Origin of the sequence: Streptomyces qinglanensis, from assembly GCF_900111245.1 — a bacterium.
Taxonomy (GTDB): domain Bacteria; phylum Actinomycetota; class Actinomycetes; order Streptomycetales; family Streptomycetaceae; genus Streptomyces; species Streptomyces qinglanensis.
This window is the reverse complement of record NZ_FOGO01000009.1, coordinates 96477-121960: the sequence shown is the minus strand read 5'-3', so window position 1 is coordinate 121960 and position 25484 is coordinate 96477. Positions and strand designations below refer to the sequence as shown.

Genomic DNA, 25484 nt, shown 5'->3' with positions numbered 1-25484 from the left:
GCATGCAGTGAGTCCACGCCATCCGGTGGACTCAATATCACTGTACCCCGGATCCGCGCATCTGTACCGGGGCAATCGTTGTGTACGAGTTCACCTGGGCTCTCGTGGGGCCGATGGGGGCCGGACGGGTCCTTCCCGGCCTGCGGTCGCGGGCTATCGTGCGAGGTATGGAGACGCCTGACAAGACCGCCGCCGAAGCCGGGGCCGCCGAGCCCGAGACCGCCGGAACCGAGCCCGCCCCCGCCACCACCGTCGCCACCCGGAGCTGGGAGCAGGCGTCGGCGGACCCGACCTACCGCGCCGCGGTCGTCGACCTGCTGGGAGCGCTGGCCTACGGAGAGCTGGCGGCCTTCGAGCGGCTCGCCGAGGACGCCAAGCTGGCGCCGTCCCTCGCGGACAAGGCCGAACTGGCCTCGATGGCGTCGGCCGAGTTCCACCACTTCGGGAAGCTGCGCGAGCGGCTGGCCCGGATCGACGAGGACCCCACCGCCGCCATGGAGCCGTTCGCCGCCGCGCTGGACGAGTTCCACCGGCTCACCGCGCCCTCCGACTGGCTGGAGGGGCTGATCAAGGCGTACGTCGGCGACTCCATCGCCTCCGACTTCTACCGCGAGGTCGCCACCCGGCTCGACGCCGACACCCGCGCCCTGGTGCTGAGCGTGCTGGACGACACCGGGCACTCCAGCTTCGCCGTGGAGAAGGTCCGCGCCGCCATCGAGGCCGAGCCCCGGGTGGGCGGCCGGCTCGCCCTGTGGGCGCGGCGGCTGATGGGGGAGGCGCTCTCCCAGGCGCAGCGGGTGGTCGCCGACCGGGACGCGCTCTCCACCATGCTGGTCGGCGGCCTGGCCGACGGCTTCGACCTCGCGGAGGTCGGCAAGATGTTCTCCCGGATCACCGAGGCCCATACGAAGCGGATGGCAGCCCTGGGGCTTGCTGCCTGAGGTCGGCCGACTGCCCGAACCCGGTGCTCGCCCCCGCGGGTGCCGGGGCGGTGCGCAGCGCGTCCTGGCGCCACTGCCGCCGCCTGGGCGACTCGTCCCGCAGCAGCAGGGACAGCAGGGCCGCACTGAAGCCCACTGCCACGCACCACACCACCACCAGGTGGCCGGAGCCGAGCACGGTGCGGCTGATGAGTCCGCCGGCGAGAGCGGCGACGGGGCCCGTCGCGAGCACCAGCCGCCGGTCGGGAAGCCGCTCGGGGAACCGCCTGGTCGCGGCGAGCGCGAGCGCGTATCCCAGGGCTGCGGAGCCGAGTGCCTCCAGGATCATGAGGACCTCCTCGGATGGGGCCGGTCAGGGGACCGCACCGGGGTCGGCTGCGGTCGCTCCGGTCCTCCCCAGGGGCACGGACACTGAAACGGCGGTCACGGGAGGAATCCCGCGACCGCCGTCGACTGCGTACATCTGTGCGCTCACGCGCGTCCCTGTGCGTCCCGGGGGCAGGGCGGGCGCCACCCGGTCAGATCGCGCCGAAGCCCACCTTGCGGCCCGACGCCTCACCGATCTCGACGTAGGCGATGCGCTCCGCCGGGACCAGGATCTTCCGGCCGTGCTCGTCCTCCAGGCCGAGTAGCCCGGAGCCCTTCTCCAGTGCCGCCGCCACCGCGCTCTCGATCTCGTCAGGAGTCTGCTTGCTCTCCATGACGATCTCGCGAGGCGCGTACTGCACGCCGATCTTGACCTCCACGGCTATGTCCCTCCGACGGTCCTGGTATCCCGTGGCCTCGCCCGGGATGCGATGCGCGGCCAACCGCGCCGTACGGAGCAACCCTAGCTCTCAGCAGGGACGCGGAGGGCGCGCGGTCGCACGCTGCCGGCGAACAGCCGCCCTCCGCCGCGCCCCTCACTGCATCGGGAAGCCCGCGATGCCCCGCCAGGAGAGCGAGGAGATCAGCTTCGCCGCGGCGTCGCGCGGGATCTGCTGCCCCGCGCTCAGCCAGTAGCGCGCGGTGATCTGGGCCATCCCGCACAGTCCCACGGCCAGCAGCATCGCCTGCTCGGACGGCAGTTTGGTGTCCTCGGAGATGACCTCGCTGACCGCCTCGGCGCAGTCCAGGCTCACCTTGTCCACCCGCTCGCGCACCGCGGGCTCGTTGGTCAGATCGGACTCGAAGACCAGCCGGAAGGCACCGCCCTCGTTCTCCACGAAGGCGAAGTAGGCGTCCATCGTGGCCGCGACCCGCTGCTTGTTGTCCGTGGTGGACTCCAGCGCCGCGCGGACCGCCTGGAGCAGCGCCTCGCAGTGCTGGTCCAGGAGCGCGAGGTACAGCTCGAGCTTCCCCGGGAAATGCTGGTAGAGCACCGGTTTGCTGACCCCGGCACGGTCGGCGATGTCGTCCATCGCTGCCGCGTGGTAGCCCTGCGCGACGAAGACCTCCTGAGCTGCGCCCAGTAGCTGGTTACGTCGCGCCCGGCGCGGCAGACGCGTACCGCGCGGGCGCGCCTCGGTCTGCTCGATGGCTGTCACGCCGCCTCCCTGAAGTTCCTGAGCGCGAGCTGCGCTGCGCCGCCATCGTACTTTTCGGTAACGGGGGTGAAAGGTTCCCGGCCCACGAATTTTCGCTCCGGTGCGCCGGACCCTTCCCTCCGGCACCGCCGGACGACGGCGCTTCGGCGGCTCTCGTCAGCTCTCATTGCCTGTCAGTCTGCGCTTCGGTGTCCGGCACCGCTCGTCCGCCGGCACCGGTGCTCCGCTATCGGTACTCGTCCTCGTTCAGCTCCACCACGCGGGCCTGCTCCGCCGCGTCCGCCGCGTTCACCTCGTCGGAGTCGCGGCCGGTCAGCGGGTCGTCGCGGTTCGCCAGCAGGTCGGTGCGCTGCTCCGCGGCGTCCGCCTCGGGGGCCTCCGGGCTCCCCGCTTCCTCCGGCTCCTCCTCGTAGCCGTCGCGGTCGTCGGAGGCGTCGAAGGTCTCCGGGTCGGTCGGATCGACTGCCATGCCGGCCTTCCTTTCCAGGCGGGGCCCGACCGGGCGGGCCCTCCTTACGAGACTAGGAGCGGGTCACCGGGGGCGCACGGTGCATGCCTCCTGCTTGTCTCCAGCTTGTCTCCTGCCTGCCAGCGGTCTCACGGGTCCGTCCCGGCCGCGCTGCGCGACCCGCGGAAGCCCGTGCCCCCGTACAACCAGTGTGCTTCTTCTTGTGACGGTGAACACGTGAGGGGGAGTGTGATCGTCTCGTAACATTGCTCCATGTCCTCCACCGAGCAGCCGGGAGCCCCCGCCTCCACGGCCCGCAGTGCTGCCCCGAAGCCCTCGCGGTCCCGCGTCGGGGAGCAGGAGACGCTGCGGACCCTCTCCCTGCCCGGGCTGACCCTGGCCGTACGGGGGCGGCACGAGGACGCGGGCGACGCCGCCGAGGACACCAGGCCGGCCGCGCTGTACCTGCACGGGCTGGGCGGCTCCTCGCTCAACTGGTCCGCGCTGATGGCCGAGCTCGCGCCCGACGTGCGCGGCGAGGCCCTCGATCTGCCCGGCTTCGGCGACTCCCCGCCGCCGGACAGCGGCGACTACTCGGTCTCCGGCCATGCGCGTGCCGTCATCCGGTACCTGGACGCCGGCGCGCGCGCCCCTGTCCATCTGCTCGGCAACTCGCTCGGCGGCGCGGTGGCGACCCGGGTGGCCGCCGTGCGCCCCGATCTGGTGCGGACGCTGACGCTCGTCTCGCCCGCGCTGCCGGAGATCCCTCCGCAGCGCACCGCCTGGCCGACGGTGCTGCTGGCGGTGCCCGGGATGGCCGGGCTGTTCCACCGGCTGACCCGGGACTGGCCCGCCGAGCGGCGCACCGGCGGCGTGCTCGGGCTCTGCTACGGCGATCCGGCACGGGTCTCGGCCGAGGAGTTCGCCGCGGCCGCCGAGGAGTACGCGCGCAGACTGCAACTGCCCTACTTCTGGGACGCCATGGTCCGCTCGACCAGGGGCATCGTCGACGCCTACACGCTGGGCGGGCAGCATGCGCTGTGGCGGCAGGCCGAGCGGGTGCTGGCACCCACGCTTCTGGTCTACGGTGGGCGCGACCAACTGGTCGCCTTCCGGGTGGCGCGGCGTGCCTCGGCCGCTTTCCGCGACTCCCGGCTGCTCGCACTGCCGGAAGCGGGCCACGTCGCCATGATGGAGTACCCCGAGATCGTCGCGGGCGCGGTCCGCGATCTGCTCCGGGAGACGGGTGCGGCGACGCAGCGGTCGAACAACTTCTCCGCCGGTGCCCTCACCCAGGCCCCGGCAACCCCGGAAGGTGACTAGTGGGACGCCATAGCCGCAAGGGCAAGGCCGGTTTCGGGCGCAGAGAGGAGCGCGCCCGGATATCCGAGCGCCCTGGCCCGGGCCCCGACGCCGCAGCCCGGCCCCGCCCCGGTGACGCCCCGGGCGGGACCGGCGGCTCCGGCGTGTCCGAACCCGGCGTCCCCGCGCCCGGCGCGGCCGACAGGCCGTCACCTGCCGTACCGCCGGGGGCCGGTGGCCGTCCGGCGGGTCCCGGCCCGCAGGGCACACCCGCGCACGGCGTGCCCGCGTACGCGGAGGGGCAGGCCGCCCGCGGCGGCCATCCGCAGCACCCGGAGGGCGTGCCCGCGCCGCCCCGCCGGGGCGGCCGGGGTGCCGGTCCCGCCGGGGGCGCGGGCCGGGCAGCACCCGGCGGTCAGCGCGCCGGCGGGCCACGGCAGGAGTATCTGGACGCATTCGACAAGGGCGCCTTCGCTGCGGACGTGCCCGGCGGGGAACGGCCCGGCGGACTCCCGTCGGACGCTTCCCGGGCGCCCCGGGGGGCGGAGCTGCCGGACGCCGCCGGTGGTGCCGGTGGTGCCGGGAGCGGCGCCCGGCAGGCGCCTCCGGAGCCGGAACCCGAGCCGGAGCCCGCGCCGCTGACCCGGAAGCCGACCAGCCGCGCCCGTACGGCCACCGGGGTCGTCGCCGCGGCCGTCACGACGGTGCTGGCCGTCATCGTGGCCGCGCAGGTGGCCGGCGGGGAGCACAGCAGCGGCGATTCCGGGCGCGGACTGAAGACGGGGGAGCGTGCGCCGGACGATGCGGACGGCGCTTCCGATCCCGAGCGCGCCGACCGCGGCGCGCGTCCCACTCCCGGCAGCTCGCCCGCCTCCTACGCAGCGAAGATGGCCCGGCAGTACCCGCTCGCCGACGACCTGGAGGGCTCGGGCAGGTTCAGCGCCGTGCCCGGCCACCAGAAGGGCTCGGGCAAGGGCGAGGTGGTGCGCTACCGCGTCGAGGTGGAGGGCGGGGTGCCGCTGGACGGCGAGCTGTTCGCGCGGGCGGTGCACAAGACCCTCAACGACGAGCGGAGCTGGGCGCACAACGGCAAGCGCAGCTTCGAGCGGGTCTCCTCCGGCAAGGCACGGTTCGTCATCACGCTCGCCAGCCCGCGCACCACCGATGTGTGGTGCGCCAAGTCCGGGCTGGACACCAGCCAGGAGAAGGTCTCCTGCGACTCGGCCGCCACCGACCGCGTCATGATCAACGCATGGCGGTGGGCGCGCGGCGCCGAGACGTTCGGCCCCGACCACATGCGCGCCTACCGGGAGATGCTCATCAACCACGAGGTGGGCCACCGGTTGGGCCACGGACATGTGGGCTGCCCCGCCGACGGCAAGCCGGCGCCGGTGATGATGCAGCAGACCAAGTACCTGACCACGCAGGGCAAGACCTGCCGCATCAACGCCTGGCCCCACCCGCGCGGTTGAGCAGGGTGCGTTTCCCGTCCCGTCCGGCGGTCGGCTGAGGCTGACACCGAGGGCTGGTAAACGCACGAGTCTCCCGAAAGTCACGGGTCTTCACCCCTTCTGGTGGCGTCGCGGACAACCGTCCGCCGCGTGCCGGGGACGCCCGCATAGCGTCTGCTGCGTCTTCGACATTCCGCCGCCGCGCCCGTGCCGAGCCGCCGGGCGCGCGGCACGCCACGAGAGGGATCGGGGGTGCGCAGGTGCGCATCGCGCTGCTTACGGAGGGTGGTTACCCCTATGTGCGGGGTGAGTCCGCGCTGTGGTGCGACCGCCTGGTGCGCGGCTTGGACGGCCACGAGTTCGCGGTGTACGCCCTCAGCCGCAGCGCCCGGCAGGAGCGGACCGGCTGCTGGGACGTGCCGCCCAACGTCGAACGGGTGCGCACCGCACCGCTGTGGGGTCCCGAACCCGGCGGCGCGGGCGTACGCGGGCTGACGTGGGGTTCCTACGGGCGGCGGGAGAAGCAGCGCTTCCGCGAGTGCTTCGGCGCGCTCGCCGAAGCCGTCTGCGGCGCGGCCCCCGACCGTTCCGGCCCGGACCGTTCCGGCTCCGACCGGTCCCCGGTCGACCGGTCCGCGGCCGGCCATCCGCACCTCGACTGTGCGCACCTCGACTGTGCGGACCTCGACCGTGCGGACCTCGGCCGTTCCCTGGCCGCCCTGGCCGACCGGTCCGCCACGGTCGGCACCCCCGGGAGTGGGGCCGGTTCCGCGCGGCCCCCGGCCGACGGTCAGGCGGACCGTTTCGCCGCCGGGCTCTACGGACTCGCCCAACTGGCGGCCGAGCGCGGCGGGCTGGCCGCCGCGCTGCGTTCCGAGAGCGCCGTGCGCATCCTGGAATCCGCCTGCCGCGCGCCGGGCGCGATGCCGGCCGCGCATGCCGCCCAGGTCTGTGACCTGCTCGCCGTCACCGACAAGCTGGAGCGTGCGCTGCGCCCGCTCTCCCTGGACTGGTACGGGCAGCGGGGCGGGGACGCGGGCCTGTCGGACGCCGACCTGTGCCACGCGGTCGGCGCCGGACCCGCGGCCCTCCCCGGCCTGTGGGCCAAGCGCACGTTCGGCGTGCCGCTGCTGATCACCGAATACGGCGTGCGGCTGCGCGAGCACTACCTGGCGAGCGCCGCCGGCGCCGTCGCACGGGGGGTCGCGGGCGCCCCCGTACGCGCCCTGCTCGCCTCCTTCCAACGCCGCCTGGCGCGCGAGGCGTACGCACAGGCCCACCTGATCACCCCCGGGAACACGCACGCCCGCCGCTGGCAGGAGCACTGCGGTGCCGACAGTGCGCGGCTGCGCACCGTCTGTCCCGGCATGGACCCGACACCCTTCGACGCCGTCGGGGAGCAGACCGCGCAGTTGCCGCCGCCCGGCGGCCCCCGCTCCAGCGGCGCACCCACGCTGGTGTGGGTGGGCGTACCCGGCCCGGCCAAGGACCTGGGCACCCTGCTGCACGCCTTCGCCCGGGTACGCGAGGCGGTGCCGACCGCCCGGCTGCGCATCGTCGAGCGGCCGGATCCGCGCGCCCCCGAGGCGGCCGACTGCGCCCCCGGTGCTGCGGCGGACGGCGGCAGTGTCCCCGCGGAGGGCGGCGCGGACCGGCCGGGCGGGCACCCGGAGGGCTCCGGAGGCTACCGGGCGCACTGCCGGGCGCTTGCCGCGCGGCTCTTCCCCGCGCTGCCTCCGGGCGAGGAGAGCCCGGTCACCTTCGACGAACTGGGCAGTGCCGCCGTGCCCACCCCGGCGGACGCCTACGCGCTGGGCGGAGTCGCCGTGCTCTCCAGCACCGTCGAGGGCTTCCCGGTGCCGCTGGTGGAGGCGATGTTCTGCGGCAGGGCCGCCGTCTCCACCGACGTGGGGGCGGCCCCGGAAGTGATCGGCGGCACCGGCTGCCTCGTCCCCGCACACGACCCCCGGGCACTGGCGGACGCCTGCGTCGCGCTGCTGTGCGACCCGGCGCGCGCCGCACGGCTGGGCGCCGCGGCGCGGGCGCGGGCGCTGGAGCTGTTCACGGTGCGGCAGAACGTCGAGGCGTTCCGCAGCATCTACCGCGACCTCGCCCAGCGGCCTGCGGAAGGCCACCGGCAGCCCGCGCCCGGGAACGCCGGGAACGCCGGGAACGCCGGGAACGCCGGGGACGCCGGGGACCCGTCGGAGGACGCGGTCCCGTTCGCCCGCCCTCCCGAGAGCCGGCTGCGGGGCCACGCGGTGACGACCGACACCCGGTGGTCCGGCGACCCGGTAGTGGACACCGCCGCCGGCGCGGTAGTCCCCGGCGCCGACGGGCGCCGTCCGGTCGGCCGCCCCGGTCGGCGCGCGGCCGGGGCGCTCACCACCGGTGCCGGCTCCCCGCATGTGCCGAGCTGGGCCCGCCCGGACCGCGGCCCGCGGGAGAGCGCGGGCGGACCGCGCCCCGCCGGGCGGGCGGCGGTCGGTGCCGAGCCGGGGGAGGGGACGGCCCCGTGACGACCGGTTCCGCCCCCGGCGACCCCGTACGCGTACTGCTGCACCGGCACCGCACCCTGTGCGAGCGTGCCGTCGACCCGTTGGAGATCGCCGCCGGGCTGGAGGCCGACGGGATCACGGACCGGACGGTCGCCCGATGCCGCCACCGCGACGTCTTCTCGCTGGCCGAGGAACTGTACGCGCGCACTCCGTACCCCGGCGCCCGTCCCCCGCACACGGGTGACGGTGCCTGCGGGGGGAGCGCGCGCCGTGCGCCCTCCGCGGAGAGCCGGCACCCGCGCCCGCCGGGCGCCGCGGGCCGGCGGCTGCTCGCACGGTGCGCGCCGCTGGTGCTGCCACTGCTGCCCGGCCTGCTGTGCGCGGGCACGCTCGCCTGGTCGGTGCTGCTGCGCGACGGCCCCGCCGCGGTACGGGCCGCCCTGTGCGTCCTGGGCACACTCACCGTGCTGGGCAGCGCGGTCGCGGCGCTGCGGGCCGTCCCCCGTGTCCCGCGTGCGGCCGGCACCGCTGCGTCCTCTGCGCTCTCTGCGTTCCCCGCGCTGTGCGTCTGCTGGCTGGCCGGATACGCGCTGTACGGCGACTGGCTCCTGGCCCGACTGCTGGGCGGCGGGCCCGACGCCTCCAGCGGCGCACCCCGGATGCCGTCGCCCGCCCTCCCCCTGGCCCTCGCGCTGGCAGTCGCCCCCGTCGTGTGGGGTGCGCGCGGATTCGCCTCGGCCGCCCGGCGCAGGCTGGCGGGCAGCCGCAGCCTGGAGGACTTCGCCGCGGCGGTGCGCCCGCTGCTGGCGCTGTCCGTCTGCGCCGTCGCGGTGGGGCTGCCGGTGCTCCACCTGGCGGCCCGCGCGCTCGCCACCGGCCCGCTGGCCGCCGCGGCGCCCGGCGCGGCGCCCGCCCCGCAGATCCCCTGGCCTGCCGCTGCCGCGGCCACCGGGGCCCTCGGCCTGCTGTTCTTCGCCGCGCTGCTGCTGGCGGCGCACGGCTTCCGGCGGGCGGCTGCGGCCGGACTCGCCGCCGCATGCGCTGCGGAGGCCGCCGCGCTGCTCTCCGTCCCCGTGGCGCGGCTGACCGGCCTCGGGGCACTGAGCCGTCCTCCGGAGGCGCTGGTGGCGCACCTGGGGACAGCGGCTGTGCCGGTCGCCGCCTGCGGCTGCGCGGCACTCGTCCTGCTGGCGTACGCGGCGGGGGCGCTGGCCAACGCCTCGGCGCACCACCGGGGGGCGGCGCCCGTATGACCGCCGGGCCGCCCCCGATCCCTCCCTCCGGCACGGGCTTACGGACCCGCCCGTGCGACACCGACAAGGAGCAAGACCCGATGATCCACGCGCAGTTGGCACATCCCGGCACCCCTGGGAAGCGACCCCACCCGGGCGTGCGGCAGTGCCGGGCCCCGCACTCGTGCGAGGGGGCCGCACAATGAGGGTGCTGCTGCTGGGCGCCAGCGGATACCTGGGCCGCTTCGTCGCCGACCGGCTGCTGGCCGACCCCGCGGTGCAACTGACCGCGCTCGGCAGGAGCGACGAAGCCGACGTCCGCTTCGACCTGTCCACCGGAAGCCCCGGCGCCCTCACCCGCTTCCTGGACGCGGTCCACCCCGGCGTCGTCGTCAACTGCGCCGGTACCACCCGCGGCAACGGGCGCGAACTGATCCGGCACAACGTGGTCGCCACGGCCGCCGTCTGCGAGTCGCTGCGCCGCAGCGGCTGCGGCGCCCGTCTGGTGCACGTGGGGTGCGCCGCCGAGTACGGGCCGGCGCAGGCCGGTTCCTCCACCGGCGAGGACGCCGTCCCGCGTCCCGGTGGGCCGTACGGGGTGAGCAAGCTGGCGGGCACCGAACTGGTGCTGGCCTCCGGGCTGGACGCCGTCGTGCTCCGCGTCTTCTCGCCCATCGGCCCCGGCACCCCTGCCGGTTCGCCGCTCGGGCGGATCGCGGAGGCGATGCGGCGGGCGATGCAGCAGGGCGACAGCGAACTGAAGCTGGGCGGGCTGAGCGTGCAGCGCGACTTCGTGGACGTCCGCGACATCGCGCGGGCCGTGCACGCCGCGTCCCTGTCCGCGGCGCAGGGCATCGTCAACATCGGGACCGGAAGGGCGGTGCGGCTGCGGGACGCCGCCTCGCTGCTGGCCCGCGTCGCCGGGTACGCAGGTGCGGTCCACGACCAGGGCGGCCCGGCCGGACAGGGGCCGGGCGAGGGCCATCCGGCCGGTGCCGTGCCCGGAGCGCTCGGCGGGCCGGCCGGCAGCGCCGCCATCCCCGCGCAGCAGCACGGTGCGCAGCCGTCGCCGCCCGCCTCCTACCCGTACCCGGACGGCTGCGGCGGCTGGCAGCAGGCCGACGTCCGTACGGCGCGCGACCGGCTCGGCTGGCGGCCTCGGATCGGTCTGGAGGAGTCGCTGGCCGACATCTGGATGGAGGCGGCGTGCCGTATCTGACGACACCTCCGGGCCGGCTCCGGGCGACCGGCGGCGGCAGCGGTGCGGCCAGCAGACGGCCGGGGCTCGGGGTACCGGGGTGCGCACACCCGATGCTGGCGCCCATGGAGTGGGCGGAGCTCGCCCGGCCCGGTCTCGGCGCCTGCCCGGGCCCGGACCGGGACGCGGGCCCGCTGCACTGGGCGGTGCTGGACGTCGCGGACGGCCCCGGCGCGCGGCCCGATCCGTTCTGCGCCCCTGCGGTCGCCGCACTGCGCTCGGCGGGTGTCCCCGTACTCGGCCGTCTCGACATGCGGGAGGGCACGCGGACATTCGGCGAACTGGTCTCCGAAGCCCATCGGTTCCTGGACTGGTACCGGGTCGACGGCTTCTACCTCGCGCACGGCCCGGACGCTCCGGCCCTGCTGGGGCACGTCCAGCGGCTCAGCGCCACCCTGCGCGCGCTGTGCGGCGCCGCCGGGGCGCGCGGCGAGCACGCCGAGGACGCCACCGAGCCCGGGGGCTTCCTGGTGCTGGAGACGGGCGGCCCTCCGCACCCCGACCACCTCGGATGCGCCGACCAGCTGGTCACCTATGCCGGAAGCTGGGGTGACTACCGCTGGTCGCAGGCGGCGGAGTGGACGGCGACCTATCCGGCCGAGCGGTTCTGCCACCGGGTGCACGCGCTGCCGCGCACGCACCTGGAGGAGGCGCTGCGGATCGCCCGCTGGCAGGGCGCGGGCACGGTCTGCTTCACGGACCGCACCCGGGACCGGGGGCAGGATCCGTGGGCGGCGCTGCCCGGCTACTGGGACGAGATCGTCTCGTGCCTTGGACCAGGTGTCTCGGAATGAGGTAGGGCGTGGCAGTGTTACGGAAGGAAAAGCCCGCCCTCCGGGCGGGTGACTTCCCGCACGTTCCACCGACCATCGGAGTCTCCGTGTCACTGCCACCCCTGGTCGAGCCAGCCGACGAGCTCACCGTCGACGAGGTCCGCAGGTACTCACGTCACCTGATCATCCCGGATGTCGGGATGGAAGGTCAGAAGCGGCTCAAGAACGCGAAGGTCCTCTGTGTGGGCGCGGGCGGCCTCGGTTCGCCGGCGCTGATGTATCTCGCGGCCGCCGGTGTCGGCACCCTCGGCATCGTCGAGTTCGACGAGGTCGACGAGTCCAATCTGCAGCGGCAGATCATCCACAGCCAGGCGGACATCGGCCGGCCGAAGGCGGAGTCGGCCAAGGACACGGTGCTCGGGATCAACCCGCACGCGCAGGTCAACCTGCACGTGGAGCGGCTCGACTCGTCGAACGTGATGGAGCTGTTCGCGCAGTACGACCTGATCGTGGACGGCACGGACAACTTCGCCACCCGCTACCTGGTCAACGATGCCTGCGTGCTGCTGAACAAGCCGTACGTGTGGGGCTCGATCTACCGCTTCGACGGCCAGGCCAGCGTGTTCTGGAGCGAGCACGGGCCCTGCTACCGCTGCCTGTACCCGGAGCCCCCGCCGCCCGGCATGGTGCCGAGCTGCGCCGAGGGCGGCGTGCTGGGCGTGCTGTGCGCCTCCGTCGGGTCGATCCAGGTGACCGAGGCCATCAAGGTACTGGCGGGCATCGGCGACCCGCTGGTCGGTCGCCTGATGATCTACGACGCACTGGAGATGAGCTACCGGCAGGTCAAGGTCCGCAAGGACCCCGACTGCGCGGTCTGCGGACCGAACGCCACGGTCACCGAGCTGATCGACTACGAGGCGTTCTGCGGTGTCGTCTCCGACGAGGCGCAGGAGGCCGCCGCGGGCTCCACCATCACCCCCAAGCAGCTCAAGGAGTGGCTGGACGACGGTGAGAGCGTCGACGTCATCGACGTGCGGGAGCCGAACGAGTACGAGATCGTCTCGATCCCCGGCGCCCGGCTGATCCCCAAGAACGAGTTCCTGATGGGCACCGCGCTGCAGGACCTGCCGCAGGACAAGAAGATCGTCTTGCATTGCAAGACGGGTGTCCGCTCCGCGGAAGTTCTGGCAGTGCTCAAGAACGCGGGATTCTCCGACGCCGTGCACGTCGGCGGCGGCGTCATCGGCTGGGTCAACCAGATCGAACCGGACAAGCCCGTCTACTAGCACCGCCGGGACCGTACCGACCGCCGGGACATCCCAGGGGCGCACGGCCGGGCACCGGCCGTGCGCCCCTGGTCGTGCCCGTGTCAGCTGCAGTCGGTGCCGTTCCGCGGCACCCGGCCGCGCAGCAGATAGCCGTCGACCGCCTTGCGCACGCAGGAGTTCCGGCTGTCGTACGCGCCGTGCCCCTCACCCCGGTAGGTGACCTCCACCCCGACGCCGTCGCCCAGCTCCCGCTGCATCGCCCGCGTCCCCCCGTACGGGGTGGCGGGGTCCCCGGTCGTGCCGACCAGGAGGATCGGGTCGGACCCGGCGGCGCTCACCGGCGGCGTCCGCCATCTGCCGTGCACCGGCCAGTCGTGGCAGGAGGCCAGCCCCCAGGCGGACATCGGCCCGAAGACCGGGGAGGTCTCGGCGAAGTCCGGCAGCCTGTTCTTGATCGCCCCCGTCCCGTAGCGCTGCTCGTTGTCCGCGCAGCTGATGGCCGTCAGCGACGACTGCAGTGTGCTGTAGGTACCGTCCTGGTTGCGTCCGTTGAGTGCGTCCGCCAGCAGCAGCAGTGTGGACCCGTTGCTGTCCGCCACCGCCTCCTCCAGCCCCTGGGTGAGCAGGTCCCAGGTCTCCTCGGAGTACAGCGCCTGCGCGATCCCGCCCTCGGCCAGCGACTCGGTCAGCTTGCGGCCGCTGTCGGTGGGCATCGGCTCGGCGTCCAGATCGGCCAGCAGCTCGGTGATCCGCTCCCTCCCCTCCGCGGGATCGTCGCCGACCGGGCACTCCTCCTCGCCCGACGTGCAGCGGTCCAGGTAGTTGTCGAGCGCCTTCTGGAAGCCGCCGGCCTGGCCCAGCGAGCCCTGCGCCGGGTTCGAGGCGGGATCGACCACCGCGTCGAAGACGGCGCGGCCCACCTTCTCCGGATACAGGTGCGCGTAGACACCGCCCAGTTCGGTGCCGTAGGAGATGCCGAAGTAGTGCAGCTTCCGGTCGCCGAGGACCTGCCGCATCAGATCCATGTCGCGGGCCGTGTTCTCGGTCGTCAGATGCGGCAGCAGGTCCCCGGCGCGCTTCTCGCAGCCCTCGGCGAAGGACTCCTGGCGGGCGAAGAGGCTGCGCTCCTCCGCGGAGGTGTCGGGCGTCCAGTCGGCGGCGAAGTAGGCGTCCAGCCGCTTGTCGCTCAGACAGCGCACCCCCTCGCTGCGGCCCACCCCGCGCGGGTCGAAGCTGACCAGGTCGTAGCGCCCGCGGAGGGTCTCGTACTCGTCCGCGAAGGCGGGCAGCGCGGCGACCCCGGAGCCTCCCGGGCCGCCGAAGTTGAACACCAGCGAGCCGATCCGCTTGCCGCCGCCCGGGCGCTCCGCGGCGCGGATCATCTCGATGCCCAGTGTCCGGCCCCCGGGCTCGCTGTAGTCCAGGGGCACCTTCAGCTTCGCGCACTCCCACCGGTCGCCTCCCGGCAGCGGCGCGGGCGAGCCGGTGTCGGTGCCCTGCGCGGCGTTCGGCGCGGGACACGGCGACCAGCGCGGCTGCTGCCGGGTGAGCGCGTCGGGAAGCGACTGCCCCGCCGAGGTGCTCCCGGAGGGCGCGGGGGCGCGGGAGGCCGCCGCGGAGGCGGCCGAACTCCGGCCGCTCGGCCTGGCCTCGGTCTTCCGGGTGCGGTCCGGTTCCTCGCTGCCGCAGCCGCTGGTCACGGCCGCGGTCACCATCAGCGCTGCCGCGAGTGCGGCGACGGGCCGCCGCGGGGAGCGGGAATGCCGCATGGGGACGTCCTCCCGACAGGGGGTGGGACGTTCATCGTGCGGACGGACCCGGTGCGGCGGCGCGCTGTGTGAGGCGGACGGGTGGTCTTCCTCAGAGTGCGCCCCTGCGGGTCAGATGGGTGAAGGACAGCCAGCCGGGGAGCACCGGCATCCACAGCGTCAGCAGCCGGAACAGCAGCACCGCCGGGGTCGCCACCTCCTTGGGCACCCCGAAGGCGATGAGCGCGGCGATCAGGGCCGCCTCGACGGCACCCAGCCCGCCCGGAGTGGGGGCGGCCGAACCGAGCGCGTTCGCGGTCAGGAAGACGACGGCGAGGTTCGCGTAGCTCGTCTCGTGTCCGAACGCACGCACGCACGCGTCCAGGCACATCACGAACGCCAGCGTCAGCAGCAGCATCCCCAGCACACCGGTGAGCAGCTTCTGCGGCCGCTGCACCACGTCCAGCATCCGCGGCACCACGCCCGCGAACAGCGAGCGCACCCGGTTCGAGACGAACCGGCGCAGCGCGGGCACCGCCGTGACGATCAGCACCAGCACGGCCGCGGTCAGCAGTCCGGCGATGACCGCGCGGGACGGCGAGAGGGTGGGCGTGTGCTCGGTCCCGGTGATGTAGCCGAAGAGCATCAGCAGGGTGATGTGGCTGCCGAGCCCGAAGAGCTGGGAGGCGCCCACACTGGCCACCGCGTGCCCCGGGCGCACCCCGGAGCGCTGGAGGAACCGGGCGTTCAGCGCCACCCCGCCGACCGCCGCGGGGGCCACGAGCTTCACGAAGGAGCCGGCCACCTGCGCCTGAACCGTCCGCCACCAGGAGACCTTCTCCGGGACGAAGCCCAGCAGCGACATGGCGGCGAACAGATAGGTCACCGCGGAGAAGAGCACCGCGCCGCCGACCCAGGCCCAGTTCGCGCTGAGCACCTTGTCCAGCGGGACCTGGGAGAGCTGGGTCAGCAGGAAGTAGGCGGCCAGGGTGCCCGCGATGAAGCTGACCAGGGTGCGCGGCCGGATCCGCTCCAGCCGCGCGGGCTCTATGGGCGCCTGCGGCCTGATCCGCAGCACCTGCTGCCGGATCTGCGCCAGCAGATCCTCCTCGCGGGCCTCCTCCAGCGCCTCGTCTATGGCCTTCTTCTCGGCGTTCTTCTCCGCCCGCACTGACTTGCGGTGCGCCCGGCCCCCCGCCGGCTGCGCTTCCGCCCCGTCCCGGGCCCTGGCCCCCCTGCCGTTGCGGGACGCCTCGATGACCGCCTCGCGCTCGCGTTCGGCGCGCTCCTTGGCCAGCCGCCGCAGGGTCGTGCGGGTACTGCGGCTGAGTGCGATGGGCTGCAGCAGCGGCAGGCTGTCCGCGACGGAGTCGGGCCCCAGCACGTCCACCGCGGTCGAGGCGGCGCGTTCGGCGCCCACCCGCAGCCCGAGTGTGGTCAGCAGTTGCGCGATGTCCATCCGCAGGATCAGGTCCCCGGCTGCGATCTCCCCGCCGCGCAGGTCCGTCAGGTAGACGGCGCGGGAGCGGTCCACCAGCAGCGCGTCGCCCACCAGCCTGCGGTGTGCGATCCGGCGTGACTGCAGCGCCTCGACCTGGCGCCAGGTCGTGCGCATCAGCTCGTCGGTGATCTCCTCGTCCGGCAGCGCGTCCAGGCTGCGGCCCCCGATGTGCTCGTAGACCAGCATCACCGCGTCCGGGCCGAGCTCCGAGGTGGCGATCAGCCGGGGCGCGTTGGCGCCCGCGGAGATGGCCGCGTAGGCGAGCAGCGCCTCCTGTTCCAGGGCCTGCCGCAGCGACTGGAGGCTGCGGCGCTGGGTGATGCCGCGCAGCGCCAGCCGCCGCCAGACGCGGTAGAAGAAGCCCTGGGCCTGCTGCTCGCGGTCGACGACGGTGACATCGAGCGGCGGGCCGTCCTCCAGCGTCACCCGGTAGCGGCGTCCCCGGTCGTTGTGGTCGCGCCGGTCGGCCTCCCCGGCGTCCTCCATCCGCACCGCGCTGACCGGGGAGAAGCCCACGCGGCGCAGTCCTGCCAGCAGCGTCTGGCCGGTGGGCCGGACGTTCGGGGTGCCGACGGCGTACAGCGTGCCGTAGGCGGTGGTCCAGCCGATCAGCACCGTCACCACGATGGAGAACGCTGTCGTGTACCCGGGCACCAGCACCGCGGTCGCGTTCAGCAGCAGCACGCCCCACAGCACCACGCGCCAGCGCGGCCGGCGCGCCATGCCGACCGCGGTCATGTACGCGATGACCGGTGCGAGATAGCTGTGCACCGGGGTGGTGGCGTCCTGCGGGGTGATCGCCTTGGTCAGCGCGTCCCGGATCGAGTCCGGCGCCGCCTGGGCGACCCACAGGTCCACGGCGAGCGAGGCGCCGTGCGCCAGGACGGCGGCCAGCACGCCGTCCGCGATCCGCAGCCCGTCCCGCTTGATCAGCCGTTCGATCGCGAACGCCACGGGAACCAGCAGTACGGCGATGCTGGACGCCAGCCCGGTCAGGCTGATGAGCAGATCGGGAGCTTCCGCGGTGCCCTTGTCGATGTCCTGTTCGAGTCCTGCTGTGGTGCCGTGTGCGAAGTTCGCGATGACCAGCACCAGCGCGATGCCCAGCAGCCCGAGCACCATCCGCAGCAGATCGGAGGGGCGGTGCACCCGCGCCGAGAGCAGCGGTTCGTCGCTCTCGATCTCGACCCGGTCCGCCTTCGCCGCGATCTCCGGCTTCTGCGGGGGCTCCTCCCCGGACGACGAGCCGCCGGCCGCGGACTCCGGCTCCCGCTCGGACCGGCCCTCCGGTTCGCTCCCGTCCTCCGGTTCGCTCCCGTCCTCCGGGCCGGGCCGGGCCTCCGGGTCGGGTTCCGGCTCCGGGTCGGGTTCCGGTTCGGGTTCGGGCTCGGGCGGACCCTGTCGGGCGGACTTCCGACCGGCACCCGCGCCGGGCCGGGCAGCACTGTCGGCGGCGGGTGCGCCCTCCGGCGAGGGTTCGTCACCGTGCCGCTGTCCTGCCGCTGCCGTCTCGTCGTGGTCCCGTATCACTCGTCACCGCCCGGAAGATGGTGGCACGAGGGGCGGGCCGCCGGGAGCACGAGGGTGCATTCCGGGGGCGCGGGGGACGAATCGGCACCGGGGCCCGGCCGCTCCCGGCCGCCGCGGCGCCGCTGTCGGTGCCATGCGGCACCATGGCCCGCATGGCTGGAAACCCCCGAGAGGCGCAGCCGGACGACGCCTCTGCCGCGTCCCGGGACGCCGACGTGCCCGCGCTGCCCGATTACGCGGAGCGCGTACTCGAGGTCGCCGAGCTGATCCCGGCCGGCCGGGTGCTGACGTACGGGGACATCGCCGAGTGGCTGGAGGAGGGCGGCCCCCGCCAGGTGGGCAGAGCCATGGCGCTGTACGGCGGCGCCGTCCCCTGGTGGCGCGTGGTGCGTGCGGACGGGGTCCCGCTGCCGGGCCAGGAGCAGCAGGCCCTGGCGCACTACCACGCGGAGGGCACTCCGCTGCGCGAGCCGGCCGCCGCGTCCCGTCGCCGGGGCGAGGTCCCGCGGCTCGACATGCGCCGGGCCCGCTGGGACGGGACGGTCGGGTGACCCCGCGCTGCGGCTCCTCACAGTTCCCAGCTTCCGCCATGCCGCCCGGCCCGATGCGCTGGGCGGTCCGTACGGGGTACAGCAGCCGTACGGGGCACGGGAGCGAGGCGCTGCGACACGTGTGTCCGCAGGCGTAGCGTCTGTACCGCTCCGCACAGACTTCCCCCTAGGCGATCCACGTGAGTCCCTCCCTTGCTGCCGACACGCGTCAGCGGTCCCGCGAGCCCGGTGCGTACCGACTGGTGCGCACCGGGGCCGGACCGGTCGATCTCCCTGCCTCTGACGCGGCCCAGCGTGCTGTGGTTGACCACCGCGGCGGCCCGCTGCTCGTCCTGGCCGGACCGGGCACCGGCAAGACGGCCACCCTGGTCGAGGCGGTCGCGGCCCGGGTGCGGGAGGGCGTGGACCCGGAGCGCGTCCTGGTGCTGACCTTCAGCCGCAGGGCCGCCGTCGACCTGCGCGACCGGATGGCGGACCGGCTCGCCGCGGATGCGGGTTCCGCACCCGGCCGGCTGCCCCGGCAGACCCCGGCGCCGGGCGCGCCGACCGGACCGGTGCCGCAGGGCGGTGGGGACCCCCCGGGCGGCGCCCTGCGGGCTCCCGCAGCGACGACGTTCCACTCGTTCTGCTACGCGCTGGTACGCGCGCACCAGGACGCCGACCTGTTCGCCGAGCCGCTGCGGCTGCTGACCGGTCCGGAGCAGGACCTGCACATCCGCGAACTGCTGGAGGGCCAGCTCGCGCTGGCGGCGCGGGGGCGCGCGACGGTGCGCTGGCCCGACGAGCTGCGCGCCTGCCTGACGACCCGGGGCTTCGCCGACGAGGTCCGGGCGGTGCTGGCGCGCGGGCGCGAACTCGGGCTGGGCCCCGCCGCGCTCGACGCCTTCGCCCGCCGCGCCGCTCGCCCCGACTGGAGCGCCGCGGCCGGCTTCTTCGCCGAGTACCTGGACGTACTGGACATGCAGGGCGTGCTCGACTACGCCGAGCTCGTGCACCGCGCCGTCCTGCTCACCGAGCGCCAGGAGGTGGCCGCCCGGCTGCACGACGCCTACGACGCGATCTACGTCGACGAGTTCCAGGACACCGACCCCTCCCAGGTGCGGCTGCTGCAGGCCCTGGCGGGCGGCGGGGCCCGCACCCTGGTGGCCTTCGGCGACCCCGACCAGTCGATCTACGCCTTCCGCGGCGCGGACGTGAACGGCATCCTGCGCTTCCCCGACCTCTTCCCGCAGCGCTCCGGAGCCCCCGCGCCCGTCTGGGTGCTGCGCACCGCCCGGCGCTCCCGGCCCCGACTGCTGTCCGCCACTCGCGAGCTGACCGCCCGGATGCCCCTCACCCGGCTGCCCGCCGAGGCCGTCCGCGCCCATCGCGCCCTGCGTCCCGGGCCGGCCGGTGGCCCGGACGGGCCGGGCGCGGCGGGCCCGGCGGACTCGGCGGGTGCTGACGGCAGGGACGGCGCGGACGGCCCCGGCCCGAGCGGGGAGGACACACACGCCTCGGGCCGGGTCGAGGCGTACACCTATGCGACCGCCGGTGCCGAGCTGGACAACGTCGCCGACCTGCTGCGCCGCGCCCATCTGGAGGACGGCCTCCCCTGGGGCGAGATGGCGGTCCTGGTGCGCGCCGGCGGGCGGTCCCTGCCCGTGGTCCGCCGCGCCCTCGTCTCCGCGGGTGTGCCCGTGGACGTGGACGGCGACGACGTACCGCTGCGCCACGAACCGGCGGTCGCCCCCCTGCTGACGGCGCTGCGCGTCGCGGCCACCGGCGCTCTGGAGGGCACCGCCGCGCTCGGCACCGAGACCGCGCTGACCCTGCTGACCTCGCCGCTCGGCGGGATGGACGCCGCCGACCTGCGCCGCCTCGGCCGGACGCTGCGCGAGGAGGAACGCGCCGCCGGTGCCAAGGTGCCCCGCCCCTCCGACACCCTGCTGGCCGAAGCCCTCGCCGAGCCCGAACGCCTGGTCGCCCACACCCCGCACTCCGGCGCCGCGGCCCCGGCACCCGGCGGGCGCTCCGTGGAGGGCGCGCACAGCCTCGGCCTGCTGCTGCGCAAGACCCGCGAACTGCTCGCCGGCGGCGGCACAGCGGAAGAGGCCCTGTGGGCGCTGTGGAGCGGCACCGGCTGGCCGGACCGGCTGGAGCGGGCCGCGCGCCGCGGCGGCCCTGCGGGCCGCAACGCCGACCGCGACCTGGACGCCGTCTGCACCCTGTTCGCCGTCGCGGCACGCGCCGAGGAGCGGGGCGGCGGCCGGGGGGCGCTCAATTTCCTGGAGGAGCTGGAGGCCCAGGACATAGCGGCCGACACGCTCGTCCAGCGGGCGGTGCGGCCCGAATCGGTACGGCTGATGACCGCGCACCGCGCCAAGGGCCGTGAGTGGCGGCTGGTGGTCGTCGCCGGGGTGCAGGAGGGGCTCTGGCCCGACCTGCGGCGCCGGGGCTCGCTCCTGGAGGCGGACCGCATCGGCCGGGACGGCATCGCCGAGCCGCTGTCCCCCGGAGCCTTGCTGGCCGAGGAGCGCAGGCTGTTCTACGTCGCGACGACCCGCGCCAAGGAGCGCCTCGTGGTGACGGCCGTGGCGGCCCCTGCGGAGGACGGAGACCAGCCCTCGCGGTTCCTGGGCGAGCTGGGCGTCCAGCCGCAGCCGGTCGGCAGCCGCCCCCGCCGTCCGCTCTCGGTGCCCGCGCTCGTCGCCGAGCTCCGCGCCACCACCGTCGACCCGGCGGCCTCGCCCGCGCTGCGGGACGCGGCCGCGCGGCGGCTGGCCAGACTGGCGGCCGAGCGCGACGAGGACGGCCATCCGCTCGTTCCGGCAGCGCATCCGCAGCGCTGGTGGGGGCTGGCCGAACCCACCCGCTCCGCCGTGCCGCTGCGCGAGCGCGGGGCGCCGGTCGCCCTGTCCGGCAGCGCGCTGGAGCAGCTCGGGCGCTCCTGCTCCCTGCAGTGGTTCCTGGCCCGGGAGGTCAAGGCGGACGAACCGGCCACGGCCGCGCAGGGCTTCGGCAACGTGGTGCACGTGCTGGCCGACGAGGTGGCTTCCGGCAGCAGCCCCGGCGACCTGTCCGCGCTCATGGAGCGGCTGGACGCCGTCTGGGACGGCCTGTCCTTCGACGCGCCGTGGAAGTCGCGGCAGGAGAAGGAGAGCGCGCGCGCCGCCCTGGAACGCTTCCTGCGCTGGCACGTCATGGACCGCGGAGAGGGCCGCGAGCCGGTCGGCAGCGAGCACGGCTTCGACGTCACGCTGCGGGCCGGTGAGCATGCCGTCCGCATCCGGGGCAGCATGGACCGGGTCGAACGCGACGCGGCGGGCCGCGCCTATGTGGTCGACTTCAAGACCGGCCGCACCCGTCCCACCGGGCCCGAGGTCGAGCGCCATCCCCAGCTCGCCGTCTACCAGCGCGCCGTGCAGGAAGGCGCGGCCGACGCCCTGTTCGACGGAGTACGGCCGGAGCCGGGCGGAGCCGAACTGGTGCATCTGCGGCTCGGTGCCGCCCGCCGCGACGGCGGAGACGCGCTCCCGGTCGTCCAGCGGCAGGAGGCACCACCGGAGCCCGGCCCGGGGCCGGGAACGGGACCGCAAAGCGGGCCGGAGACCGGCACGGCTCCGGAATCCGGCACGGCTCCGGAGACCCGAACCGCTCCCGAAACCGGAACAGAAGCCGCGCCCGGGGCGGAAGCCGCATCCGGGACAGGGCGGGACGGGGACTGGGTCGGCGAGCTGCTGGCCACTGCCGCGGCGCGGGTCCTGGACGAGCGCTTCACACCCTCGCCCGGCCCGCAGTGCACGCACTGCGCCTTCCGCGCGGCCTGCTCCGCCCGCCCCGAGGGCCGCCAGGTGGTCGAGTAGCGCCTCCGTCCGGCCCCCGCGCACGCTGTCAGCCGCGAGCGCTAGCGTCTTACGAGTGCCCGCACCCCTCACCGACCCCGCACAGCTCGCCGAGCTGCTGGGGATCCCGTTCACCCCGGAGCAGACGGCCTGCATCACCGCGCCGCCCGCTCCGCAGGTGATCGTGGCCGGAGCGGGCTCGGGGAAGACCACCGTCATGGCGGCCCGCGTGGTCTGGCTGGTGGGCACCGGGCAGGTGGCGCCCGACCGGGTCCTGGGACTGACGTTCACCAACAAGGCGGCCGGCGAGCTGTCCGAACGGGTGCGCAAGGCGCTGCTGCGCGCCGGGGTGACCGACCCCGACCCGGCGGGTCCCGACGGTGCGGAGCCGGGAGAGCCGCAGATCTCCACCTACCACGCCTTCGCCGGACGGCTGCTGACCGAGCACGGACTGCGCCTCGGGCTGGAGCCGACCGTACGGCTGCTGGCGGACGCCACCCGCTTCCAGCTCGCGGCCGCGGTGCTGCGCTCGGCGCAGGGCCCCTTCGAGGCGCTCACCAAGTCCGTACCGGCACTCGTGGAGGACCTGCTGGCGCTGGACGCGGAGCTGTCCGAACACCTCGTCGCGCCCGAGGAGCTCCGCGCGCACGACGCCGAACTCCTCGCGGGGCTGGAGGGCGCCCGGCTGACCAACGAGAAGCTGCGCAAGGTGCCGCAGGCCATGCTCGCCCGGCAGGAACTGCTCGGCCTGGTGGCGGAGTACCGCGCCCGCAAGCAGGCGCAGGAGCGGATCGACTTCGGCGACCAGATCGCGCTGGCCGCACGGCTCGCCCGGATGCCCGAGGTCGGACGCGCCCTGCGGGACCAGTTCTCCGTCGTCCTGCTGGACGAGTACCAGGACACCTCCGTCGCCCAGCGCGTCCTGCTGGCCGGGCTCTTCGGGCAGGGCACCGGCCACCCGGTCACCGCCGTCGGGGACCCCTGCCAGGCGATCTACGGCTGGCGCGGCGCCTCCGTCGCCAACCTGGACGACTTCCCCCGCCACTTCGCACACGCCGACGGCACCCCGGCCCGGCGCCAGTCGCTGAGCGAGAACCGGCGCAGCGGCGGTCGGCTGCTGCACCTCGCCAACACGATGGCCGCACCGCTGCGGGAGCGCCACCAGGGCGTCGAGGCGCTGCGCCCCGCACCCGGCGCGGAGCGGGCGGGCCGGGTCCGGGCGGCGCTGCTGAGCACGCACGCCGAGGAGATCGCCTGGCTGGCCGACTCCCTGGCACACCTGGTGCGCACCGGAACCCCGCCCGGCGAGATCGCCGTGCTGTGCCGCAGCGCCGGCGACTTCGCCGAGATCCAGGGCGCACTGGTCGAGCGCGATCTGCCCGTCGAGGTCGTCGGCCTGTCCGGACTGCTGCACCTGCCGGAGATCGCCGACCTGGTCGCCGTCTGCGAAGTGCTGCAGGACCCCACCGCGAACGCCGCACTGGTACGGCTGCTGACCGGACCGCGCTGGCGGATCGGCCCCCGCGACCTGGCGCTGCTGGGACGCCGCGCGGCGCTGCTCGTCGCACACCAGCGCGCACACCCGGACGACGACCCGGACGAGCGGCTGGCGGCGGCCGTCGAGGGCGCCGACCCGGCCGAGCTGCGCTCCCTGGCGGACGCCCTGGACACCTTCCTGGAGTCCGACGGCTACGACGACGACCTGCCGTTCTCCGCCGAGGCGCGGGTGCGCTTCGCACGGCTCGCCGCCGAACTGCGCGACCTGCGGCGCTCGCTGGCCGATCCGCTCATGGACGTGCTCCACCGGGTGCTGGCCGTCACCGGTCTGGAGGTCGAGCTGGCCGCCTCTCCGCACGCGGTGGCGGCGCGGCGGCGCGAGACGCTCGGCCGGTTCCTCGACATCGCCGCGGGCTTCGCCTCCCTGGACGGCGAGGCCACCCTGCTGGCCTTCCTGGCGTTCCTGCGGACGGCCGTGCAGTACGAGAAGGGGCTGGACAGCTCACTCCCCGGCGGTGAGAACACCGTCAAGGTGCTGACCGCGCACAAGTCCAAGGGGCTGGAGTGGGACGTGGTCGCGGTACCCGGCCTGGTCGCCAAGCAGTTCCCCTCCGAACAGGCCCGCGAGACCTGGCTCACCCAGCCCAAGGTGCTGCCGTACGCGCTGCGCGGGGACGCGGAGACCCTCCCGCCCCGGCCCGAGTGGACCGCGAAGGGCCTCAAGGACCACGAGAACGCACTGCGGGCGCATCAGTCGACGGAGGAACTGCGGCTCGGCTACGTCACCTTCACCCGCCCGCGCAGCCTGCTGCTGGGCTCCGGGCACTGGTGGGGGCATGTGCAGAAGCGCCCGCGCGGCCCCTCCGCCTTCCTGGAGGCCCTGCGCGCCCACTGCGAGGCCGACCCGGCACACGGCGAGGTCGAGCACTGGGCCGAGCCGCCCGAGGAGGACGCGGCCAACCCCGCGCTGGAGGAGCCCGCCGAGGAACGCGCGTGGCCGCTGCCGCTGGACGCGGAAGCGCTGGCGCTGCGCCGCGCGGCGGCGAGCCGGGTGCTGGCCCACCTCGACGCCGCCGAGGCCGCGGAAGCCGCCGCGGTCGCCGATGCCGCCGACGCCGCGGAAGCCGCCGAGGTCGCCGGGCCGGAGACGGCCGGGGTCGTCGATGCGGGCCCGGCCGCCGGTCCGGGCCCGGCGGCGGACCGGGACGCGGGGCACACGGGGGACCCGGAACCGGACATCGCGGATGTCCCGGACCCGTCGGCCCCGGGCGCGGCCCCGGCCCCGCACCCCGGCGCGGGTCCGGACCCGGGTGCGGGTGCGGCACCCGGCGGCCTCGACCCCGAAGAGGCCCGGCTCGCCGCCGCGTGGGACCGGGACCTGGAGGCGCTCACCGGAGAGCTGCGCCGCTCCCGCGCCGCGGTGCGGGACGTCCCGCTGCCGCGCACGCTGAGCGCCTCGCAACTGCTGCGCCTGGCCGCCGACCCGGAAGGCTTCGCGCGGGAACTGGCCCGCCCCATGCCGCGCCCTCCGCAACCCGCGGCCGCGCGCCGGGGCACCCGCTTCCACGCCTGGGTGGAATCCCGCTTCGAGGAACTCCCGCTGCCACTGCTCGGACCCGAGGAACTGCCGGGCGCGGACGGCGAGGGCCGGTATGCGGGCGAGCCCCCGCAGATCGCCGACGAGCGGGACCTGGCCGCCCTCAAGGAGGCGTTCGAACGCACTCCCTGGGCACGCCGGACGCCCCACCGCGTCGAGGCGCCCTTCCAGCTCGCGCTGGCCGGACGGATCGTCCGGGGCCGGATCGACGCCGTCTACCGGGACCGCGCACCGGACGGGAGCGTGACCTTCGACATCGTCGACTGGAAGACCGGCCGCGGCCGGGAGGCCGACCCGCTCCAGCTCGCCGTCTACCGCCTCGCCTGGGCCGAACAGGAGGGCGTACCGCTGTCCTCCGTCGGCGCGGCGTTCCTCTACGTGCGCAGCGGCGAACTGGTGCGGCCCGCAGAGCTGCCGGACCGGGCCGGACTGGAACGGCTGCTGCTGGAGGGCGCCCCCGCGCAGCGCGCCCACGACCCGTGGGAACCCGCGCGGCATCCCGGGCACGAGCCTCCGGCCGACGGCTGATCACTCCCGGC

17 protein-coding genes are annotated in these 25484 nt (G+C 75.0%); 11 read left to right on the top strand and 6 right to left on the bottom strand.

Annotated elements, in window-relative coordinates:
• Nucleotides 1-167: 167 nt before the first annotated feature.
• On the top strand, nt 168-941 hold the full coding sequence (locus tag BMX65_RS19825) for a ferritin-like fold-containing protein (protein ID WP_075001683.1): 774 nt from the start codon (nt 168-170) through the stop codon (nt 939-941).
• Here BMX65_RS19825 and BMX65_RS19820 read toward each other — a convergent pair.
• The 4 genes from BMX65_RS19820 to BMX65_RS19805 all read right to left on the bottom strand — a co-directional run bounded on the left by BMX65_RS19820 (nt 892) and on the right by BMX65_RS19805 (nt 2936).
• Nucleotides 892-1269, bottom strand: a complete 378-nt coding sequence (locus tag BMX65_RS19820; protein ID WP_075001682.1) for a hypothetical protein — start codon at nt 1267-1269, stop codon at nt 892-894. The two genes, BMX65_RS19825 and BMX65_RS19820, sit on opposite strands and share 50 nt — an antisense overlap.
• Nucleotides 1270-1459: 190 nt before the next feature.
• On the bottom strand, nt 1460-1687 hold the full coding sequence (locus BMX65_RS19815) for a DUF3107 domain-containing protein (protein ID WP_075001681.1): 228 nt from the start codon (nt 1685-1687) through the stop codon (nt 1460-1462).
• A gap of 156 nt (nt 1688-1843) precedes the next feature.
• Nucleotides 1844-2467, bottom strand: coding sequence for a TetR/AcrR family transcriptional regulator (locus BMX65_RS19810; RefSeq protein WP_075001680.1), 624 nt, complete (start codon nt 2465-2467; stop codon nt 1844-1846).
• Nucleotides 2468-2693: 226 nt separating this feature from the next.
• Nucleotides 2694-2936, bottom strand: coding sequence for a hypothetical protein (locus BMX65_RS19805; RefSeq protein WP_075001679.1), 243 nt, complete (start codon nt 2934-2936; stop codon nt 2694-2696).
• A gap of 252 nt (nt 2937-3188) precedes the next feature.
• On the opposite strand from BMX65_RS19805, the gene BMX65_RS19800 reads away from it, so the two are divergent.
• The 7 genes from BMX65_RS19800 (at nt 3189) to moeZ (ending at nt 12715) form a co-directional block, all read left to right on the top strand.
• On the top strand, nt 3189-4238 hold the full coding sequence (locus BMX65_RS19800; RefSeq protein ID WP_075001678.1) for an alpha/beta fold hydrolase: 1050 nt from the start codon (nt 3189-3191) through the stop codon (nt 4236-4238).
• Nucleotides 4238-5689 (top strand): DUF3152 domain-containing protein, encoded by a 1452-nt coding sequence (locus tag BMX65_RS19795; RefSeq protein ID WP_075001677.1) that lies wholly within the window; start codon nt 4238-4240, stop codon nt 5687-5689. The genes BMX65_RS19800 and BMX65_RS19795 overlap by 1 nt, the downstream gene beginning before the upstream one ends.
• Before the next feature lie 239 nt (nt 5690-5928).
• Nucleotides 5929-8187 (top strand): DUF3492 domain-containing protein, encoded by a 2259-nt coding sequence (locus tag BMX65_RS19790; RefSeq protein WP_075001676.1) that lies wholly within the window; start codon nt 5929-5931, stop codon nt 8185-8187.
• Complete coding sequence (locus BMX65_RS32175) at nt 8184-9419, top strand: hypothetical protein (RefSeq protein ID WP_075001675.1); 1236 nt, start codon at nt 8184-8186, stop codon at nt 9417-9419. The genes BMX65_RS19790 and BMX65_RS32175 overlap by 4 nt, the downstream gene beginning before the upstream one ends.
• Before the next feature lie 181 nt (nt 9420-9600).
• Nucleotides 9601-10617 carry an NAD-dependent epimerase/dehydratase family protein gene (locus BMX65_RS19780; RefSeq protein WP_075001674.1) on the top strand — a complete coding sequence of 339 codons (1017 nt, stop codon included), beginning with the start codon at nt 9601-9603 and terminating at the stop codon, nt 10615-10617.
• On the top strand, nt 10605-11450 hold the full coding sequence (locus BMX65_RS19775) for a spherulation-specific family 4 protein (RefSeq protein ID WP_398762407.1): 846 nt from the start codon (nt 10605-10607) through the stop codon (nt 11448-11450). Before BMX65_RS19780 ends, BMX65_RS19775 begins: the two co-directional genes overlap by 13 nt.
• A gap of 86 nt (nt 11451-11536) precedes the next feature.
• On the top strand, nt 11537-12715 hold the full coding sequence (gene moeZ / locus BMX65_RS19770; RefSeq protein ID WP_075001673.1) for an adenylyltransferase/sulfurtransferase MoeZ: 1179 nt from the start codon (nt 11537-11539) through the stop codon (nt 12713-12715).
• 83 nt (nt 12716-12798) lie between these two features.
• Here moeZ and BMX65_RS19765 read toward each other — a convergent pair whose 3' ends face one another.
• Nucleotides 12799-14466 carry an alpha/beta hydrolase gene (locus tag BMX65_RS19765; RefSeq protein ID WP_075001672.1) on the bottom strand — a complete coding sequence of 556 codons (1668 nt, stop codon included), beginning with the start codon at nt 14464-14466 and terminating at the stop codon, nt 12799-12801.
• Nucleotides 14467-14557: 91 nt separating this feature from the next.
• A complete protein-coding gene (locus BMX65_RS19760; protein WP_075001671.1) occupies nt 14558-17476 on the bottom strand; it encodes a flippase-like domain-containing protein in 2919 nt (972 codons plus the stop codon).
• Between the two features lie 152 nt (nt 17477-17628).
• Between BMX65_RS19760 and BMX65_RS19755 the strand changes: the two genes are divergently transcribed.
• From BMX65_RS19755 to BMX65_RS19745, 3 genes are all read left to right on the top strand, one after another.
• Complete coding sequence (locus tag BMX65_RS19755; protein ID WP_075001829.1) at nt 17629-18027, top strand: MGMT family protein; 399 nt, start codon at nt 17629-17631, stop codon at nt 18025-18027.
• 299 nt (nt 18028-18326) lie between these two features.
• Nucleotides 18327-21872, top strand: coding sequence for an ATP-dependent helicase (locus BMX65_RS19750; RefSeq protein ID WP_239502134.1), 3546 nt, complete (start codon nt 18327-18329; stop codon nt 21870-21872).
• A gap of 55 nt (nt 21873-21927) precedes the next feature.
• Nucleotides 21928-25473 (top strand): ATP-dependent helicase, encoded by a 3546-nt coding sequence (locus BMX65_RS19745; protein WP_075001669.1) that lies wholly within the window; start codon nt 21928-21930, stop codon nt 25471-25473.
• The last annotated feature ends 11 nt before the right edge of the window (nt 25474-25484 follow it).

Bases quoted from the DNA above. Each gene is read 5' to 3' on its own strand.
- BMX65_RS19805 (WP_075001679.1), bottom strand. From the start codon at position 2,936: ATGGCAGTCGATCCGACCGACCCGGAGACCTTCGACGCCTCCGACGAC.
- BMX65_RS19820 (WP_075001682.1), bottom strand. From the start codon at position 1,269: ATGATCCTGGAGGCACTCGGCTCCGCAGCCCTGGGATACGCGCTCGCG.
- BMX65_RS19765 (WP_075001672.1), bottom strand. From the start codon at position 14,466: ATGCGGCATTCCCGCTCCCCGCGGCGGCCCGTCGCCGCACTCGCGGCA.
- BMX65_RS19825 (WP_075001683.1), top strand. From the start codon at position 168: ATGGAGACGCCTGACAAGACCGCCGCCGAAGCCGGGGCCGCCGAGCCC.
- BMX65_RS19755 (WP_075001829.1), top strand. From the start codon at position 17,629: ATGGCTGGAAACCCCCGAGAGGCGCAGCCGGACGACGCCTCTGCCGCG.
- BMX65_RS19800 (WP_075001678.1), top strand. From the start codon at position 3,189: ATGTCCTCCACCGAGCAGCCGGGAGCCCCCGCCTCCACGGCCCGCAGT.
- BMX65_RS19780 (WP_075001674.1), top strand. From the start codon at position 9,601: ATGAGGGTGCTGCTGCTGGGCGCCAGCGGATACCTGGGCCGCTTCGTC.